A 20,273-nucleotide genomic window follows, 5' to 3' on the forward strand; every position below is an offset into this window, starting at 1 on the left:
TACGTAGTATTCAACTACCATTTACCAGAGGATAGATCTGATCAAATGTGTAGGATTTTTTGCGTTGTTTATCGCTCATATAACCATATGGAATGTTCTACATGCAATAAAAAACTAGCTCGAATTTACTAAGTAAGTCTACAAATTGTTAACATAAATGCAGGTGACATGCACTACATTTATAGCCCTTATGGTTCATTTGCCTGTCCAGCTACCAAAATTTAAAGCTTGTTATCCGATATAAACAGAACGTTCTTCCAATAATCTATAAAAATAACGAAAGCTTCAAAATAAGGAGGGATCTGCAATAGCTTAAAATGGATAAAGCAAGGTGTAGTTTTTGGGAATAAGGAAGTCGAAGCGATGTAGTTTTACATTAGCAAGAAAAGGATAAGGGAGCGAATGTAATGAATAGATTTACCGCTAGAACCGTCGCAGCTGTTCTACTATGTACTGCGATGTTTAGTCATGTAGCTATAACGAAAGCAGCAGATTATCAGTATGATGGACTGGATCGCGTAACCTCTGCACAGCGAGGCGATCAAACAACGACCTATACGTATGATCACGGGGGGAACCTGCTCAGCGTAACCTCAACGAGCACGCCAGCTGTACAAAAGAGCAATATTATTCAAGGCTGGACCGCTTATATGACCAGAGGAATGAAGTCACACTACGAAACTGCAACGGCCAATGTATATAGCAATAACGATGCGCCTGTTCACTATTTTACCTCTTCTGTAGCGAATGATGTGTATAGCGATAACAGACCCGTAACGGTAACGGAGGAAGTGTACAGCTCACCAGAGCCCACGCTAACCGCACAATGGATTACACTGGATGCAAAACGAACCGGCGGCGCTAATATTTACCGAGATATTCCTGTACAAGGTGGCACCCTTTATACATATGAAGGTTGGGTCAAATCGGACGAAATGAAAGATGCGGTCGTGCAAGTAATCGTTAACTACTACGATAACAATAAGCGTCTAATTCGTTACGATAATCTACTGAATCTCAAGCAAAATACAGATTGGAAAAGCTATAATGCTAGACTGGTCGCCCCAGCCGGAGCGGTCAAGGCTAGAGTTCATTTACAGATTGTACTGCTTAAGGCTAACGGACATGCCAAGGCAGGCTTTGCCGACCGCACGTTTGAAAAGGCAGGTGGCGCACAGTGAGGCGATTCGCTATGTTTTTGCGCTGGAGTATGCTGGTCGCTGTACTGGTTGTGGTTGGATATGGATTGACAACGCATGTAGCCAAAGCGGCAGTATCCAATACATATAGTATTGCGCCAGGACAAACTATTACTTTTCAACACTATTATTCAAGTGGGGTAACTGTATTCTTAGAAGGTAATTCTTATGAGTATGCTATTTATAAATCGAATCGTGATGTGTCTAGTTATGGCATGTATTCTGCTCGCAGGTCAATTAATCTTGCTCCAAGCAATACACTGGTTGTAGCTAATAGCTCCAGTACAACAATGATTGTCGATTCAAAGGCTAAAGTTCTTAATGTTGCTGATAGTGCATCTGGTTTAGTTGCGCTGCAACACTATACTGTCTCTCCAGGTGGCAGCGTATTGGTGTCTAATTACGATGATAATAATAGCCAAACAATTCAGGTTGGCGGAGTTAATGCCAATGTGAATATTAATGCGTCAGGACAATATAGTACATTTACATCTAAAAAATCTGGTGGAACAGAGACTCTAGTTAAAGGTGGCTCGGTTATTATTACAAATCGAGATACATCTTCTTATGATATTTATGGAGCTGCCCGAGTAATCGGAATTAATAGCTCATCTGTACCAGCTAACTTTTTGTACAATGTACAACCGAAACAAGCCGTTCAAGCTATTAATAAATCTGACCAAAGTGGCTATGTTTATATTGAGGGCGGCTCCTACGAATTTGTACTCTACGATGAAGATGACTCGATCGCCTCTTCAGGTAAAACAACATCGGTAACAAAGTTCGTTAAAGCGGGTCAACGCATCGTTATTACCAATCCCAATACTTCCAACCTGGTAGTAAGCGGCCCGTATCATATTTTTGCAGCTTCCGATCAGGTCGAGCCACCAACAGTGACCAAGACATTAGGCGCTGGGGCAAGTATCAAGGTGCATAACAGCTCTGCTGAACAGATCAAGCTACTCATGAACGGCACCTATGATTATGCCGAGTATGATGCTTCCGGCGATGTGGCAGACTATCGCAGTGGCAGCACATTATCGAATTATTTGTTGCCGATCGGACATACAGTGGTTTTCACCAATACTAGTAGTCCTAATCCAGTTACAGTAAAAATTCCAAAGGAACAATCTCAGATTTCCGATTCTGCTAATCCAGCACTCTACCGCTATAACCTGCCTCCGGGCGGATCACTGGAAGCGAACAATCTGACGCACAATAATGCAACGATTCAGACGAATGGACGTTATGACTATGCGTTCTACGATAGTCTGGGCATTATGAAATATGGCACGTATGTGTCCAATAGCAGCTTCCTTTTACAAAATGGTCAACGTGTTGCCTTTACGAATGTAGGTGTGACGACAGATACGATCTATGCGCCGTATGAAGCATTCCGCTTCTCCTTCCGTTCGCAGCCGATTACATTCACACGTACACTCGAACCCGGGCAAACGATCAAAGCGCTCAATATATCGCGCTATAGCTTCCCTGTCCTAACCAATGGACAGCATCATTATGTAGTGTATGATCAAGCGGATAATCGTGTGGCGAGCTATGGTAATCCGATCAAGGCAGAGAATCATACAGTCACCAAGGATCAAAAGGCGATTATTACGAATAGCTACAATACACCGCTTACCGTTACAGGCCCTGCGGATGCTTTTGATTGGAGTAATCGTACAGAGCCTGCCCTGTATAAAGGCTATCTGAACGCAGGACAAAGTCTGAAGCTATCTAACACTAGCTCTGCTAACTTTAACCTGTATACCGAAGGAACCTATGATCAAGCGAGCTACAAGGTGGATCAATCGCTGCGTTCACTGGATCATAATCGTACGCAAACCAGCCTTCCTTTGTATACTGGAGAGCGCACAACGATCACCAATTCGGCAAGTACGCAGTTTGTGCTGTTGACTCCATATGATGTGACAACTGTACAAGCCAGCGCGAATCCTGCATTGCTGATCAAGCAGCTCGCTATTAATCAGAGTATGGACTTTATTAATCGGGCACAAACGAGTGAAACGGTCTATTTTACAGGTCGTCACGATCTGATGGATTACACAGCGGCGGGTGCGCCTGATAACTATCTGTATCATACGACGACTACCTATCGCGCGACCGATGCAGGTCAGAGGTTAGGTGTGATGAATACTGATGAACAACCGATTGAAGCCTATGCTGCCTTTGAGTTGTTTACAGGAGCGGGTCGTGAACATCCTGTCACCTTCCATAAAGTATTAAATAACGGCCAAAGTCTGAACATGACCAATACAGCAGATAAGCTGTTTAATCTCTATTCAGTTGGCGACGTGTACGACTATGTCGAGCGTAAGCCAGGTGGTGAAGTAAACGAATTAGAATTAATGCATGATGACAAGATTAATGCTATAACTGCCGGCTATAAGCTTGCCGTGACCGGTTCAGGAGCAGAGCCTTCGATCATAGAAGGGCCTTATGATGCCTTTGATATTCAGGCGAGAACGAATCCAGCCCTGATCAAGCGTACATTGAAGGCTGATGAATATGTGGATGCGGTTAATATTGAAGCTGTTGATTCGATCGTTCGCATTAAAGGATATTACGGCTATGCTCGTTATGGAAATGACGGCACACTGACGAATTATACTTACCATGCGACGAGCGCAAGCAAGCAGGAGCTTCCATCCGGTGGACGAATCGGTATTCAAAATAGCGATGAGAGCGACATTATCGTCTATGCGCCGTTTGAGTCGTTCAAGCTACAGAACCGTCAGCATCCTGTAACGTTCAAAACGGTACTGTCATCTGACCAAACAATAGCGTATCAGCAAACGATTCTCAATCCAGCAACACTATATACAGAGGGAACGTATGACTATGCACGTTACAAGACCGATGGTAATCCTGAAGATTATGCAGTAAACGAAACGACTCGCGCTACGTATCTCTCTAAAACAGATCGCTATGTCATTTCTGCTGCGCCAAATCAACAGGTAACCGTATCCGGTTCCTATGATGCGTTTAACGCAACAACGGTACAGGGACGTCCTGTCACAACCAAAATGCTAGAGCCTGGCGAGAGCTATTCTGTTCGTAATATCTCACCGAGTAGCTTCAATCTAAAAGTAGAAGGTACACATGCCTACCAGATCTATAATGAAAATGGCACACTAACCTCTAGCGGTGATAATAATACCTGGAGTGCGCATACACTATTGTCTGGATCACGTATTGTCATTACCAATGTAGATACCAAGCCAGCAACTGTATGGGCACCAGCAGAGGCAATTCGTGTTACGCAGGGTAACGATCTGCTGAACAAGTCGTTATCTAATGGACAGAGCATGAAAGCTATGAACACTTCTGGTGGTATTGCTCGTCTTACCATCAATGGCAAATACGATGTCACGGTTTACGATGCTTCACATGAAGCCACAACAACCTACGCACGACTCAGTACAGACACAACGGTAGCGATTCCAGCAGGTGGCTACGCGATCCTGACAGGTCGCCAGAGCGTCGCTACAACTATACGTGCTGATAAGGAGCATTTCTTCTTTACCGATGCCGAGCATGAAGCACTATCGATCTACAGTCTTGGTGCAGACAAGATGCTCAAGGCGCAAAATGTTACCAATCAAAGTCATACGCTAACGCCAGGCGGTAGCTTTAGCTACTGGATTGAGCAAGCAGCTGAACAGAATGGCAATGGCCCTGTTGCGATCGGCGGTGGCAATACAGCCATCATTCGTAACACAAGTGGCAAAACAATAGAAGTTTACAGCCCATATGGCTTGTTCCGCTGGGAAGAAACAACGGATCCGGTCATTCCGGCACCCACACCACCATCTGGACAGCCAGTAAGCTCGCTTGACCCATCTAGCTATGATCCGCAGACATTTTATGCGGACCCGATTGATACCTCGACCGGTGCACAGATCATCAACAAAACGATGCTGTCGGCACACGGAAGTGTAGATATTCCATTCCAGGCACAGTACTACTCGTTGTTGCAAGGTAGTGGAGCAATGGGCAAAGGCTGGAGCCATAACTATGCGATGCGCTTGCAAAAGAATGCTAAAGACGGAAGTGTCGATATCTACTGGAATGATTTCCGACATAACACCTTCACCCGTCAAGCAGATGGAACGTACGCATCCAGTCAGAAGTCTGTACGTAATGATCAGCTTCGCGTGAATAGTGACGGTAGCTATACACTGAGCCGCTATGATCGCACGAATCTGCAATTTGCAGCAGATGGTAAGCTGCAATCGATTGGCAATTCGGGTGGAATTACGCTCAATGCACAGTACAATACCAGTGGTAAATTGTCCGGTATCATCGAGCCATCTACCGGTGCGAAACTTGTATTGAACTATGATTCCTCAGGTCGAATCAATGCGGTAAGTGATCAAGCCGGACGTACTGCTCATTTTGACTATGACGCAACCGGACGCTTGATTACACTCACACGTCCGAATGGAGTCAAGGATGAGTACACGTACAATAACAATCATCAGATTATAACAGGCAAATTGGACGGTACACAGGTATTCACCAATAGCTACGATAGCAAAGGACGTATTTTAAAACAGAGCGACGGTATAGCAGGTCATGAGACCAAGCTAGCATATAGCCAGGGCGAAGGTACGTTGACAACAACGATTACGGATCGCAACGGTAATGTACAGAAACGTATTCATGATGCCAATTATCAGCTCATCGGCGTACAGGATGCGCTTGATGGTAAAACAACCTACACCTATGATGAAAAGGGTAATCGAACCAGCATTACCAATGCGCTGAACCAAACGGCTCGTTTTGAGTATGATACAAAAGGAAATGTCGTTAAGGTAACCGATCCATCGGGTCAATCGTTGACTATGACCTACGATGGTCTGGGCAATCTGCTCAAAGCAACCGGGCCAGATGATAGCAGCATGACCAGCACGTATGATAATCAGGGACGCTTGCTGTCTACAACGAATGGCGAAGGACAAAAGATCGCCTATACGTACAATGAGCAAGGTATGCTCATATCGGCAACCGATCCGCGTGGTGGTAATATCCAGTACGGATATGCCAACTCACGCTTGAATAAAGTGACACAGCCAACAGGCGAAGTGACATTGATCGGTTATGATGAAGCAGGTCGCATGACCAGTCAGACAGATGCAGACGGCAATACAGCCAGTCTTGTATACAATGATGATGATCAGCTAGCAGCAGTCGTCGATGAGCTGAATCATAAAATTAGCTACACATACGATGGTCATGACCAGCTGACCAGTGTGACCGATGCGAAAGGCAATGTAACTCGCTACGCTTACGATGCTAATGGTCAATTAACTGGAATGACCGATGCACTGGGTGGCAAAATCGGTATCCAGTACGATGCAGAAGGTCGCATGATCGGTGTTAGCGATCCGTTGGGACGCAAAACAAGCTTTGTGTACGATAAAGCAGGTCGTTTGCTGAGCGAGACAAATGCACAGGGCGCTAGCATTCGCTATGCGTACGATGCACTTGGTCGTCCGATCGAAGCAAGGGATGCACTGAGCAACAAAATCTATACGGTGGAATACGATACCGCTGGCAACCCGGTCAAAATGACGGATGCACTTGGTCATACGTACACAAGCACGTATAACCAGCTCAATCAGCTCACCCAATTCACCGATCCATTACAGCGTAAAACCAGCTATAGCTATGATAAGCTGGGACAGCTGACCAATGTGAGCGATGCGATCGAGGGTCATACCTCGCAAGCACTGGATGCATTTGGTCAGATTACGAAGATGCTGGATGCGAATGGCAACGCGACAGGGTATGAATATGATGCGCTCGGTCGTCTGATTCAAGAAAAAGACGCAACAGGCAGCAGCCATACGTACCAATATAACAAGATTGGACTGCTTAGCCAGGAAACCGATAAAAACGGACGCAATACCGACTATACGTACGATGCCGCTGGTAACGTAATGCGCTTTGCAGATGAAGCAGGCAATGTATCGTACAAGTATGATGAGAATGGCAATATTTTATCTGTTACAGGTAGTGACGGTAAGGTGTTACGCCGTACGTTTGACGCGCTGAATCGAGTTGAAACGTATACCGATGGCGATGGCCATACAATCGGCTACAGCTACGATGCGGCTGGACAGCTAATCACACTTACCTATCCAGATGGCAAAAAGGTTCATTACACGTATGATAGCGTAGGTCGGATGTCGACTGTTACCGATTGGAATGGTCACAAAACGAGCTATAGCTATGATGCAAACGGACGTCTAACTTCTATCAGTCATGCGAACGGTACAAAAGAAAATCGTTCATACAATGTAGCAGGACAGCTGACTACGCTCACGCTATTGAATCCAGACGGTAGTACGATGGCAGAAACGAACTACACGTACGATGCCGCAGGCAATGTGATTCAAGAAGATGGCGGTGAGGTTCAAAATCCACTGAACAGTGTGACCTACGATGTATATGGTCCAGGACTGTCACCTGATCTGAACGATGTTATGATCCAGAGCGGTATCGCTGGCGCAGCGACAGAGATGTCGGGAGATAGCAGCAGCGTGCAACAGGACGTATACAATCCGTCTGAAGCAAATCACTCGGTTGCGGAAGCAGATCGCACAGATGCTGCAAATGCTAATGCAGCCACATCATCTACCACCGTCACCGAAGACACGTATGGTCTATACGGCGATCTGCAAATGACCTACACCGCAGATAACCGACTGGCGACCGTGAACGGTCAGCCTGTACGTTATGACGCAGAAGGCAATATGCTGCACGGACCACTGAACGGCTCCATGCAGGACTATCGCTACGATGCGCGCAACCGCCTGATCCAGGCTGGTGGTGTCAGCTACGGATACGATAATGAAAATAACCGTAATGCGATGACGGTAGATGGCAAAACGACCCGCTTCGTGATCAATCCACATGCGAACCTGTCTCAGGTGCTCATGGAAACCGATGCACAGGGATCGCCGCAAGCCTGGTATGTCTACGGACTTGGACTGATCAGCCGCGAAGACGCAGCTGGTAACGAACAGACGTATCATTATGATCTGCGCGGTAGCACCATCGCCTTGACCGATGCAAATGGTCAAATCACCGATACGTACACGTATGACACGTATGGCGAACAGCTGGAGCATATCGGCGATAGTCAACAACCTTTCCAGTACAACGGACGCGACGGCGTACAGACCGATCCGAATGGTCTATACCAGATGCGTGCACGTTATTACAACCCGGAGATCAAGCGCTTTGTGAACCGAGATGTGGTGACGGGTAGTATTGGGAATGGACTGACGATGAACCGATATGCGTATGTGAATGGCAATCCAGTGTCGTATATTGATCCATTTGGATTGAGTGCAGATGGAGCGGAGTGGCTGAAGCAGGGCGGAAGCTTTGTAGCGGACGCGATTCCGTTTGTCGGTACGGCGAAGGGCATACAGGAAGTGTTCACTGGCGTGGATCTGATCACAGGACAGCAATTGTCAGTGACAGATCGGGTCGCGGCAGGTGGAGGAACGTTGCTGAGCTGGCTGCCGGGTGGTAAGGTAGCTGGGAAGTGGGCAGTGAAGGGTACGGTTGAAGGCGGTACCTGGTTGATTGGAAAGCTCGGAAAGATTGGAAAAACACAAGTTAATGAGATAGAGGTTGCCGAGAAGCAAAGTTTGCGATTGAAGCTGGATTTGCAGTTGTTTGCTAAGAAGACAGGGAGTGTTAGTCCTGAAATTGTTGAACTTCATACAAAGCTAGATGATCTTGCTGAAAAATATCTTCTGCCTCAATTTAGAGAAATAGATCCTAATCTTACAGCTGGTTATACAGGGTCATTTAAAACTGGTACAGTAGGTAATCCTAATAAACCAACTTATGGTCAACCTATTAATTTAAGCAAATATGATATTGATTATTTTATAGAAAGTGATATTTTATATGAGCAATTTGGAAATAGTTTAAAAGCCAATCCTGAGTTTAGAAAAATTCTTTCTAAGACACCAGGCTTTGAAGGATTAAAACCAAATAAGGCAGGCTTCTCGATAAAATTCAAACCATCAAACAATTAATTAGGGGGTTAAAATGGAGATGTTGGACAAAGTACATGGTGCACACGCAAATGTGTTTATTCAATATGAAGGGTCTTTTCAGGATTTAGGTTTAGCAATTGAAAAAGGAGTCAATATAACAACTTTAAGATTTGAAAATATGGAAGAAGAACCGTATGATGAGGTGGGATACGCTGAGGTTTTGGGCTTTGAAATTGAATTAAAGCCTAATAATAAATGGCCTAATTATAAATATTCAATGTCCATAACTACTACTGATTCCTTTCAAGAAATTTTTAATAACCGTATGTTTGATATTTCACTTTGGTTGGCTCGTTACCTTTCACTTGTATGTGAGTTGACTACCATGGTGGAAAATTCTGATGGACAAACAGGTCAGCTGTTCTATTGGAATTCTACTACAGAAAAAAGAGAAAGTAGCTTTGTTAATATACAGATATAATTTGCTAAGCCATAGAGAGTTAGGTTCTCTATGGCTTTTTGAGTTCTCAAGTTACCCTAGCGTGTTTTAACATCGTATTCAATCCAATTGTTTCAATAAAGTTAGAATCGAAATCCCATTATCAGGTACAATAACTTAGATGATTATGTACAGGCTCATGGTGCATTTGTCACTGATTTACCAAAAGCTTTTAAAATGGATAGAACATTGATGTCTGTAACTACTGACAAAAATATTGCAAAATATTTTGAAAATGGTGGAACTGTGTACGAGGCAAAAATACCCAAGTTTCAGCTTATACTACAAACATTCCCGAGATCGACAGAAAGTGAATTTTTAATCAAATTTGGTATAGGAGGTTTTACACTACATTGAATCTGAATAATTCACTCATTCAACAATATGAGATTGATGGTCAAAGCATATATATATATTAGATACTAAAGCTTTTGATTCAATGATCCGGTGATCGAAGGTAAGCCTATACATGCTGTAGGTCAGGTATCGTATATGATGCAGTTTCCCAAAAAATATAATAGATTTTCTCTTGCTTTCTACCCTCTAAGAGATTGAAATATTTGGATGTTTTGTTTATTTATGAATAATACTGATAAACTACAAAGAGTACAGATGGAACGTGTGAACTGTAGCATTTGTAATTGGACAGGCATTATTGCGAATCCTACTATTCCAGAGTTGTATTATGGTTGTGCCAATAGATGGGGATTTTTAAAAGAAGCTAATGAAATACCATTAGTAAATTGTCCTGTTTGTAGTCATGTCTTACCAAGACATTCAATATGGGTAAGTGATTAACTTTTAAAGAAACCTTGAATGGCTTCATACCATTCAAGGTTTCTTTTTAGAATAGTAAGTTGTTATAAAATTTATACGAATTAGGACTGATCAGCCGTGAAGACGCAGCCGGTAACGAACAGACGTATCATTATGATATGCGCGGTAGCACCATCGCCTTGACCGATGCAAATGGTCAAATTACCGATACGTACACGTATGACACGTACGGCGAACAGCTGGAGCATATCGGCGATAGTCAACAACCTTTCCAGTACAACGGACGCGACGGCGTACAGACCGATCCGAATGGTCTATACCAGATGCGTGCACGTTATTACAACCCGGAGATCAAGCGCTTTGTGAACCGAGATGTGGTGACGGGGAGTATTGGGAATGGCTTGACGATGAACCGATATGCGTATGTGAATGGGAATCCGGTGTCGTATATCGATCCATTTGGATTGAGTGCAGATGGAGCGGAGTGGCTAAAGCAGGGCGGAAGCTTTGTAGCGGATGCAATTCCGTTTGTCGGTACGGCGAAAGGCATACAGGAAGTGTTTACTGGCGTGGATCTGATCACAGGACAGCAACTGTCGGTGACAGATCGGGTCGCGGCAGGTGGAGGAACGTTGCTGAGCTGGCTGCCTGGTGGTAAGGTAGCTGGGAAGTGGGCGGTGAAGGGTACGGTTGAAGGCGGTACCTGGTTGTTTAAGAAGGTTGTAAGGTCTTCTGCTGATGAAGTTGCTCCCACAGTTGGTCGTAAAATGGCTGGAGATAATATGGGAGTTATGTTAAGAGGAAACAGAAATCAACCTTTAGCATTGCCAATAGGTAATGCTCCATCTGGAAGTTCGCTAGTCATAGAACATTCTTCTAATCTGAAAGTTAGCTTTTCTGAAAGTGAACTGAGAGTAGCTAATTACATGTATGAGCAAGGTAATCAGGTAATATTACGCCATCCAGTAGGAACGAGATTAGATGGTGGCACTTCAGATTTGTTGGTTAATGGAAAAAGATATGATGTATATACTCCTGAAACTAAAGATGCCTCTCGTATAATTGGAGGCATTGCAAAGAAGAATTCTCAAGCTGAAGGTGTTATTTTAGATTTATCAAAAACACCAGTAACATCGGAACAATTAGGTAATGTCATTGGACGAGTACATGGTATTATTAATAAAGGAGGAAAAACTCCCAATATTAATGACATTATTATTTTACCTTAAGGGGCTAGAAGAATATGCCAAAACTTTTATGTACTTGCAACAACATATTAAATCTTCAGGACATTCCTTGCAAAGTACAATACAATTTTATTTCTGATGTAGATTATGATAAATATCATGACAATATTAATGCAGAAGAATTGTATCAAGAGATGAAAATTTTTGTTGAATGTGATAAATGTGGTCGATTGTGGTTTTTTTGGAATGGATTTGATGAAGAGCCGCTAGAATATTTACCAGTATCAAAACAAATTTAAGATAAAAACCTTAGGAATTATTTTTCTTCCTAAGGTTTTTATCTTATTTAGTTAAGAATTAATAGCAAATCAACGATGAACCACTATGCGTATGTGAATGGGAATCCAGTATCGTATATTGATCCATTTGGACGGAGTGCAGATGGAGCGGAGTGGCTGAAGCAGGGTGGAAGCTTTGTAGCGGATGCGATTCCGTTTGTCGGTACGGCGAAGGGCATACAGGAAGTGCTCACTGACGTAGATCTGATCACAGGACAGCAATTGTCGGTGACAGATCGGGTAGCGGCAGGTGGAGAAACGCTGCTGAGCTGGCTGCCTGGTGGTAAGGTGGCTGGGAAGTGGGCAGTGAAGGGTACGGTTGAAGTTGTTAGCTGGGTGGTTGGAAAGCTTGGAAAAACAAAAAAAGCATATGCCAAACCATCCGAGTTGTTTATAAATGGTTCGGGTGGTATTATGGGTCAAAATATAAAACCTAAAAACCTTTATAGAGATCTAAAAAAATCTGAAATTGGAAGAGAAACTTTAAAAATAATTAAAGATAAAAAAATAGAAGTGAATTTATCTTATATGGATCCAGAGGAAAATATTTTGGGAGAAGCTTTTGGGAAAACGGCTATTGCATATGTCAGAAATACACAGTCCTTAAATCTTACCTCCCAGATTATTATTCATGAAGTAACTCATGCTGGATTAAATATAAAAGGAAGCCAACGTGCAGAAATTATTTCATTTATGAGAGGTACTAAACACAATAAAAATAATTTGGCAATCAGCGAAATAAAAGAAATTATCAATATGGTCAAAAATAATTATCCTGAATTGCCCTATCGTTGAGAAAGGAGCATAATATGGAAAGAAGAAGTCATGAGGAAGTATTGAAAGAAATTGAGATGATGCAAACAATAAGAAAAAGAGTAATGAACGGAGATAATGTAAGTTGTCCTAAATGTGGTGAGCGCCTGATTTTTCTAGATAAAAATAGTGGTAAACATCCGGGTATATTTTGTCCAAATGGAGATTTTGAAATTCTTATTGAGTATAGAATTAATTAAAATTGTATATTACTCTTAAAAACTGAGACTTTGATTCAAAGGTCATAATTGTATGGTTTGAAAAGTATAAAAAAACTAAAGGCACCTTACTAAATTAGTTGGTAAGGTGTCTTTAGTTTTGAATGTTAAAAATTATTTTAATAAACTTCATTTTTCTTTTTTATATAAGGATCTCGAAAAGTTTAATATCGTTTCATTAATTCGAACTTACGGCAATAGATATGCGCACGCTACTATAAACTAGAGATCAAGCGCTTTGTGAACCGAGATGTGGTGACGGGGAGTATTGGAAATGGCTTGACGATGAACCGATATGCGTATGTGAATGGGAATCCGGTATCGTATATTGATCCATTTGGACGGAGTGCAGATGGAGCGGAGTGGCTGAAGCAGGGCGGAAGCTTTGTAGCGGACGCGATTCCGTTTGTCGGTACGGCGAAGGGTATACAGGAAGTGTTCACTGGCGTGGATCTGATCACAGGACAGCAATTGTCGGTGACAGATCGGGTAGCGGCAGGTGGAGGAACGCTGCTGAGCTGGCTGCCGGGTGGTAAGGTAGCTGGGAAGTAGGCGGTGAAGGGTACGGTTGAAGGCGGTACCTGGTTGATAGGGAAGCTCGGAAAGATTGGGAAAACACAAGTTAATGAGATAGAGGTTGCCGAGAAGCAAAGTTTGCGATTGAAGCTGGATTTGCAGTTGTTTGCTGGTAATGGATCTTCATTAGCACAAAAAATCGAAGACAATGCAGCGCTACAATTATCGAAAATGGAAAGTGCAACTCCCAATGCCCATTTCTATTCCAGGCATGGATCTCAGACGACTCTGGCTGAGCAATATTTGCGAGCAACAACAGGTGTAATATCTGATGGATATCATTTACGTCCTGTAAATTCTTCGAGATTTTCAAGTAATCAAGCTCAATTAAATTCTGCTCAAAGAGCTGAAACTATTTATAGACAAACAGGGGCAAATAAAATTGATTTTTCGATGGATGACATTATAGGAGAAGGCTACAAAAGAGGTGGACAAACGTATGTAGAATCTTCAAAAGTTGTGGCTATTTTTCGGAATGGTCAACTATATACTATGTATCCCAACTTAAATTAAAAGATTCATAAAGGAGAATTGATCATTGTTTATTATTAAACCAGATATGTTGACGATGTTTTTAGAACCCTTAGCTGGTCTCGCTGAAGATGAAGTTGAATCAGTTTACTATATGAGTGTGCCGCCTCAAACAGAAGAAGACTACAGAAAAATTATAAACGAGCGGTTAAAGGAACCTTTTTATCAAAAAGAAGAGAAAAAGAGAAAATTAGCTAATTTAGCACTTCGCTATTATCTGAGTCATCCTACAATTGATTTTGAAGGCGTATTTGAATCGATATTACCTCCGTTTGATCCCCCTAATCCACCGAGAGACTTTTTCTTATGGATATGGGAAGAGCTATATGGAGGTAAAGAGTATAGGGTGACCGAGGAAGAGTACAAAATGTTTACTGCAAAATAGGTCAATTAAAATTTGAAATGCTATGTAGTTAAATTATTAGGATAGCTACATAGCATTTTATAAATATTTAGCTATGTATGTAATATAACGAATGTCTAAAAACTTTTTAAAAAAATGAATAATTAATCGTGATCAAAAGTTAAGTCTCACGATATATTTTCAACTATAAACGTATATCTAATTTAATATTGAAACTGTATTTTAATCTTGAGGGGCTCTTATGCTTTTCAAGATTTCTTTTTTAGAATAACGTCAAATAACTGATGTGCGAAGTGGGTGGATGGAGAGCAAGCACATTGTTCGAAGTATAGAGAACTACTCCAAGTAAACCAATTAGGTGGCGGAAAGCATCCGAGCGTTTTTGCCCAAATAATTATTTTAGGATTATGATGGAGTATAAACAAATTAATGCAATTTAGTATTTACAATTTGATCAAAAGCTTAAACGAAAATAATAATCTTACTAAAGGAAGCTCACCATGAACAAAACTGATAATCAACACTTCTCATTTGAAGCTATATGTAATATTGCTGAGCGCGCTACAAGAAGAAATTTAAAAGATTATGTAGCTGACTGCGAAGTTCGACTTTTTAGAGATCGAAGATTTTGATTGAAAGTCATAGTTGTATAGTTTGGAAACTCAAATGCTGTGAAAGATGCTTTACTAATTATTTAGTAAGATGTTTTTAACTATTATCTTTTCACGTTCAAATGAAATGAGAACCTTCAGGATTTAACTTGAACAATAAGAATATGATAAGAACAAGTTTCGGACAAAGCATAGACGTGAAAGCAAATCAGAAAGGCCACTATCGATATACTGAATTAAGGAGAAGGCTCAAATGCTGATAATAAAAGCACTGACGAAAATGTTGGAAGATTGGAGCGATGATGGAGATGATTTTTATATCTATTATCATATTGATATTGGTCCCGAAGAAATACATGGCGCATCTGACTTGTTTTCGTTTGAATTAATTAGTCCAAAAAGGTTACAACGGATGACGCATGAAGGCGATATTATTATAGGACGCGGATGTATCATAACAGGAGACTTTAATGGGAAAAAGCTTGAGGAGACATTGAATCGCATTGTGTCCAAATGTTCTCATAGTGATATTACTAAAGCCAATTATAATCTTTCTCGATATTTCCGTTGGGAAATGGATGAATAGCTTGCTTCAACCATCAGAACAATTGTATTAAGAGATGCGTATGTTTTTTAAATGTGATCGTTGTGAAAGACTGTGGGTATTTTGGAATGGTTTTGATGAAGAGCCCTGTGAATATTTGCGTGTATCAAAATAAGCGTTAAATCCAAAGAGGTGATACGAATGAAGATACCGATACAGTACGGCGAAAATATCATCGTTGCTGTGATCTACAATCAGACATGGAGCTGGTATGTTACCGACAAGGAGTACTGGTATTTAGATTTAACCAAATTAGAGCAAGCCTATGTAGATAAAGGCTATGAATTGCCCACTGCTGGTGACTATTCAGAACGCTTTGACATTGCAGTAGTCAATGAACATTCAGCAGCAGACTTTCTACATAACATAAGCGAATATCGAGTAAGTGTGGTGGAATTAAGAGAGTTATTATTGAAGCTAAAGGACGATTATTTGTCTCAACCCGATTCGATTACAGAATATACTCCATCTTTATTAGTTAATTTTGATGAGAAGCGATTCATCTCCTATTTTCCAGAGCCCGCGTCGTTTGAGCATTATATACCAGAGGACTGGATCGGGAAGTATGAAAGCTTTATGGATCAAGTACCGCCACAGGAACGATATTGGATTGTACATGGGAAAGATTACTTTTCTAGTCAATGAGTAGAGAGGTTTCCTTTAGATAGGCAAGAAGGATTTCACGCAGCGAATTTGATCTTAGCTCAAGAAGCGCTAATAATTAAAGTAACATTTCATTCGTATACCTCACCCAAAGGAGAGTGACACCGATGCAACCATCCCTATCCCGTGCTGAACTGATCCAACTCGTCCAGCGTATTCAAGACGGCGAAGGCAGCGAGCAACAGCAGGATGAATGGCTAGAATTATTAACCCGTCAGGTGCCGCATCCAGAAGTGAGTAATCTGATTTTCTGGAATGAGGAAGATTGGACAGCAGAGCAAATTGTGGATGCAGCGTTAGCGTATCGCCCGATTATACTTGGTGGAGAGTGAATGATCTTATGGACTCATTTAGCACACAATTGATGACGGCGATCGCAGATGCAGCGAGGCAGACATTTCGCGAGCTGTTTGCGAATGGCGAGCATTACTATTACTGTAGTCTAATTACGATTGCAGAAGGCTATGCCCCATTTGCATCGGCATGGTCAGTAGAGGCATTAGAGCGGGAGACGGCGCAACATCCAGACTATGATGTGAAATGGTCATATGCTGATTCGCCGTATAGTATCCTGGGAGAAGCCTATTTTGAACCTGTACAGCACTTGCTGGATACGCGACCACGTATAGATGAAATATCGTCTGAGGATTGGGAACTGGAGCTAGTGATGCGTTTAGAAGCGATGGAGCAGGCGATGCGACAGTTGGATGAGGAAGGATTATTTTCGCAAAATCAGCCACGAGAGCAGGTCTGTGTGCTAGTCGAATTAATGCCACCTGTGCCGCTTAATACGACGATCGCCAAGCGATTGAATCCGCCAGCAGCGCTGGAAATATGGTTGAAGGAAGCTGCAGAGCTGGAGGAATAGGGTGGATTATACGGAGCACAGAAGCGTAAGGCGATGTAAAAGGGAAGAGGATTCCACATCATTCCATACAGTACGTCTTTGAACGATATGGTAAAGCTTATGCTATACAATAAGCATCAAAGCTCTAATCTTTTTCAGCATTTTCACCACCGCTAGCAGTATCTGATCCTTTGTTATTACTTGTCATTTGTTGTTACTTGCTCATAGCCAAAAAACCGCCGTATGCAGACTACTATGCTGCATACGGCGGTTTTTATTTCAGTAGTGTTGTGTAAAATGCTATCTTACGGTTTGGCGTACATGGTAAAAGAAACGCCAAACCAAGCATTTTAACTTAATCTGCAAAAGACATTCAGAACCTGCTTAACTTACAAAACCTTCTCCAGGAAGCTAATCGTACGCTCATGCTTCGGACTGCCAAATACTTGCTCTGGCGCGCCCTCTTCTACGATATAACCGCCATCCATGAAGATAACACGGTCAGCAACCTCGCGTGCGAAGCCCATTTCGTGGGTAACGATCATCATCGTCATGCCTTCGCTCGCCAGATCCTTCATAACGCCAAGTACCTCACCGACCATTTCTGGATCGAGTGCAGAGGTTGGCTCATCAAACAGCATAATATCTGGGTTCATTGCCAGTGCGCGTGCAATCGCTACACGCTGCTTCTGACCGCCGGACAGGCTACCTGGGAAAGCATCTGCTTTGTCAGACAGACCAACGCGTTCCAGCAGCTGTAGCGCCGTTTTGCGTGCTTCTGCTTCAGATTGCTTTTTCAGCTCCACCGGAGCGAAGGTGATGTTTTTGAGCACGCTCATATGCGGAAACAGATTGAAATGCTGGAACACCATGCCGATATTTTCACGAACTTTGTTGATATCGGTACGATTGTCGCTAATGTTGTAATCATCGACGATGACCTCGCCAGCTGTCACTTCTTCCAGCTTATTCACGCAGCGCAGAAGGGTACTTTTACCAGAACCGGAAGGGCCGATGACACAGACTACTTCGCCTTCTTCGATCTGCATGTTAATGTCCTTCAATACTTCGTTAGAGCCATAGCTCTTTTTGAGGTTAGCGATTTTAATTTTACCCACGGCGTGTTCTCCTTTCGACACTGTCTGCCAGTTTAGTCAGGATGGTAATAACAACCAGGTACATGATCGCGACCATTCCATAGATCAAAGTGGATTGGAGGTTATTCGCTACAATCAGCTTACCGGATTGCGTCAACTCGACCAGACCAATAGCGGACATGATCGACGTATCTTTGAGTGTGATAACAAGCTGGTTGATGAACGATGGAACCATAACCTTGATTGCTTGTGGAATGATAACTTTGATCATCGCTGTCCGATACGACAGACCAAGTGAACGTGCAGCTTCAAGTTGACCTTTATCAATCGACTGAATACCACCACGAATAATTTCAGTTACATACGCTCCAGCATTTAAGCTGAGCGCCAGTACAGCGGCAACGATCAATGGAATTTTAATACCGAGTGCGCCTGGAATACCAAAATAAATGAACAAGCCAAGTACAAGTAGTGGAATACCGCGGAAAATATCGACAAACCCGGTCGCAATCCATTGAGCGGTTTTACTTGGACTTACTTTCATAAATCCGAAGATCAGACCGAAAATAAATGCAAAGAACAAGGAGATGAACGTATACATCAGTGTCATTCCTAATCCTTTAAACAGAATAGGAAGAGCAGCCATAATAATTTCCATTTTGCTCAAAGGTGGAGGTGCATCCGTTGATTCCTGACCTGGCTTCGTGTTGCCCAAGTAGTTAGAGACGATCTGATCATATTCGCCGCTGGCTTTGATATTTTTCAGTCCAGCATTGAATTTTTGTAACAATTCCTGATTTTGTCCTTTGTTCACGGCAAAGCCATAAGGAGAACCTTTCTCTTTCTCAGTTACCACTTTCAGCTTCATACCTTGTTGAATACCGAATGCGATAACTGGGAAATCCTCGAAGCAGGCAGCAGAGTTACCGATAACTACTTCTTCGTACATTTGTGCAGAATCGTCAAAAGGTACAAGAGTGAAACCATATTTATCTTTGATTGAATTAGCAAAATTGTAGCCTTCTGTACCCGTTTTAACCGCTACACGTTTACCACGCAGGTCTTCATAACTTTTGATCGTATTGTCATCTTGACCGATCGCCATAACAACACCGGATTCGTAGTAGGGATCAGAGAAATCAAATGTTTGTTTTCTCGTATCCGTAATACTCATACCAGCGATCATGCCATCCAATTGATTCGATTGCACACCTTGTAGTGCAGCATTAAAACCAAGTGGTTTGAGTTCATATTTAAAATTTTGGTCTTTTGCAATAGCTGCTAGCAAATCGAGGTCAATCCCTACATATTTGCCATCTCGTTGAAATTCAAACGGCGCAAACGTAACGTCCGTACCGATTTGATACGTCTTGCCTTCTTCCGATTGAGCGACCGCGCTTGGACTCCAGCTTGCGGTACACACTCCGAAGAAAAGAAGGAACGCAATAGATAGCCACATCAGCCTAGATTTCTTCATAATATCCTCCATTTCATATACTCCAAGATTACGAGTTTGTGATGGTCGTCGACAATGCTGTAGCAAGCCCGTTAGGAATAAAGCTGCCTTCACATTCTATGTAACATTTCATGTCTCACATCACACGTCTTCTTATTCTACAAAAAAATATCCTTGTTGACTATAGCGCTGTGAAGCTGAAATGCATAGAATTTTAATTTGGTACTCATTTTAATAATTAATTTTCTGGATTTCTTTCTTTAAATAAATTCTATTATTTCACAAAAGAAAAAGTATATTCACTTCAATATGAAGACAGAAAAAATTTTACTATATTAGTTGATTGAAAATCCATATCACAATATGTATCTCCAGCAATAGAGTAGTTGAATCAACTCAGTTATATAAGAAGAAATGATTTAAGAAAAGCAGCTATTCTCTTAAATTA

Annotated in this window: 16 protein-coding genes; 14 read left to right on the forward strand and 2 right to left on the reverse strand. The window is 42.2% G+C overall.

Translation table 11 applies throughout. The annotated features are described in order from the left end of the window. The first annotated feature begins 407 nt into the window (after positions 1-407). The 14 genes from SK066_RS04005 (at position 408) to SK066_RS04070 (ending at position 17,293) form a co-directional block, all read left to right on the forward strand. A complete protein-coding gene (locus tag SK066_RS04005; RefSeq protein ID WP_320543729.1) occupies positions 408-1,181 on the forward strand; it encodes a hypothetical protein in 774 nt (257 codons plus the stop codon). Next, the gene (locus tag SK066_RS04010; protein WP_320543730.1) at positions 1,178-9,283 is read left to right on the forward strand and encodes an RHS repeat-associated core domain-containing protein; all 8,106 of its coding nucleotides are present in this window, start codon (positions 1,178-1,180) and stop codon (positions 9,281-9,283) included. The genes SK066_RS04005 and SK066_RS04010 overlap by 4 nt, the downstream gene beginning before the upstream one ends. Before the next feature lie 19 nt (positions 9,284-9,302). Next, complete coding sequence (locus tag SK066_RS04015) at positions 9,303-9,725, forward strand: hypothetical protein (protein ID WP_320543731.1); 423 nt, start codon at positions 9,303-9,305, stop codon at positions 9,723-9,725. A 974-nt stretch (positions 9,726-10,699) separates the two neighbouring features. Continuing rightward, entirely contained in the window at positions 10,700-11,749 is a 1,050-nt protein-coding gene (locus SK066_RS04020; protein WP_320543732.1) for an RHS repeat-associated core domain-containing protein, read from the forward strand. A 14-nt stretch (positions 11,750-11,763) separates the two neighbouring features. Continuing rightward, on the forward strand, positions 11,764-12,006 hold the full coding sequence (locus SK066_RS04025) for a hypothetical protein (protein ID WP_188778192.1): 243 nt from the start codon (positions 11,764-11,766) through the stop codon (positions 12,004-12,006). A 75-nt stretch (positions 12,007-12,081) separates the two neighbouring features. Further along, positions 12,082-12,840, forward strand: a complete 759-nt coding sequence (locus SK066_RS04030; protein WP_320543733.1) for a pre-toxin TG domain-containing protein — start codon at positions 12,082-12,084, stop codon at positions 12,838-12,840. Positions 12,841-12,854: 14 nt separating this feature from the next. Then, positions 12,855-13,058, forward strand: a complete 204-nt coding sequence (locus SK066_RS04035; protein WP_320543734.1) for a hypothetical protein — start codon at positions 12,855-12,857, stop codon at positions 13,056-13,058. Positions 13,059-13,316: 258 nt separating this feature from the next. Then, the gene (locus SK066_RS04040) at positions 13,317-13,628 is read left to right on the forward strand and encodes a pre-toxin TG domain-containing protein (RefSeq protein WP_320543735.1); all 312 of its coding nucleotides are present in this window, start codon (positions 13,317-13,319) and stop codon (positions 13,626-13,628) included. Positions 13,629-13,631: 3 nt separating this feature from the next. Beyond that, positions 13,632-14,165 (forward strand): hypothetical protein, encoded by a 534-nt coding sequence (locus SK066_RS04045; RefSeq protein WP_320543736.1) that lies wholly within the window; start codon positions 13,632-13,634, stop codon positions 14,163-14,165. Positions 14,166-14,190: 25 nt separating this feature from the next. Next, positions 14,191-14,568 (forward strand): hypothetical protein, encoded by a 378-nt coding sequence (locus tag SK066_RS04050; protein ID WP_320543737.1) that lies wholly within the window; start codon positions 14,191-14,193, stop codon positions 14,566-14,568. A gap of 843 nt (positions 14,569-15,411) precedes the next feature. Further along, positions 15,412-15,744, forward strand: a complete 333-nt coding sequence (locus tag SK066_RS04055) for an Imm8 family immunity protein (RefSeq protein ID WP_320543738.1) — start codon at positions 15,412-15,414, stop codon at positions 15,742-15,744. Positions 15,745-15,903: 159 nt separating this feature from the next. Continuing rightward, positions 15,904-16,407: a hypothetical protein gene (locus tag SK066_RS04060; protein WP_320543739.1), complete on the forward strand. Its 504-nt coding sequence runs from the start codon at positions 15,904-15,906 to the stop codon at positions 16,405-16,407. 125 nt (positions 16,408-16,532) lie between these two features. Continuing rightward, positions 16,533-16,757 carry a bacteriocin immunity protein gene (locus SK066_RS04065; RefSeq protein WP_320543740.1) on the forward strand — a complete coding sequence of 75 codons (225 nt, stop codon included), beginning with the start codon at positions 16,533-16,535 and terminating at the stop codon, positions 16,755-16,757. 8 nt (positions 16,758-16,765) lie between these two features. Continuing rightward, the gene (locus SK066_RS04070; RefSeq protein ID WP_320543741.1) at positions 16,766-17,293 is read left to right on the forward strand and encodes a DUF4303 domain-containing protein; all 528 of its coding nucleotides are present in this window, start codon (positions 16,766-16,768) and stop codon (positions 17,291-17,293) included. A gap of 368 nt (positions 17,294-17,661) precedes the next feature. On the opposite strand, the gene SK066_RS04075 is transcribed toward SK066_RS04070, so the two are convergent. Further along, positions 17,662-18,390, reverse strand: coding sequence for an amino acid ABC transporter ATP-binding protein (locus tag SK066_RS04075; RefSeq protein ID WP_188778214.1), 729 nt, complete (start codon positions 18,388-18,390; stop codon positions 17,662-17,664). Next, on the reverse strand, positions 18,383-19,846 hold the full coding sequence (locus tag SK066_RS04080) for an amino acid ABC transporter substrate-binding protein/permease (protein WP_188778215.1): 1,464 nt from the start codon (positions 19,844-19,846) through the stop codon (positions 18,383-18,385). Before SK066_RS04080 ends, SK066_RS04075 begins: the two co-directional genes overlap by 8 nt. Between the last annotated feature and the right edge of the window lie 427 nt (positions 19,847-20,273).

This window comes from Paenibacillus hunanensis (genome assembly GCF_034055775.1).
GTDB classification, from domain to species: domain Bacteria; phylum Bacillota; class Bacilli; order Paenibacillales; family Paenibacillaceae; genus Saccharibacillus; species Saccharibacillus hunanensis.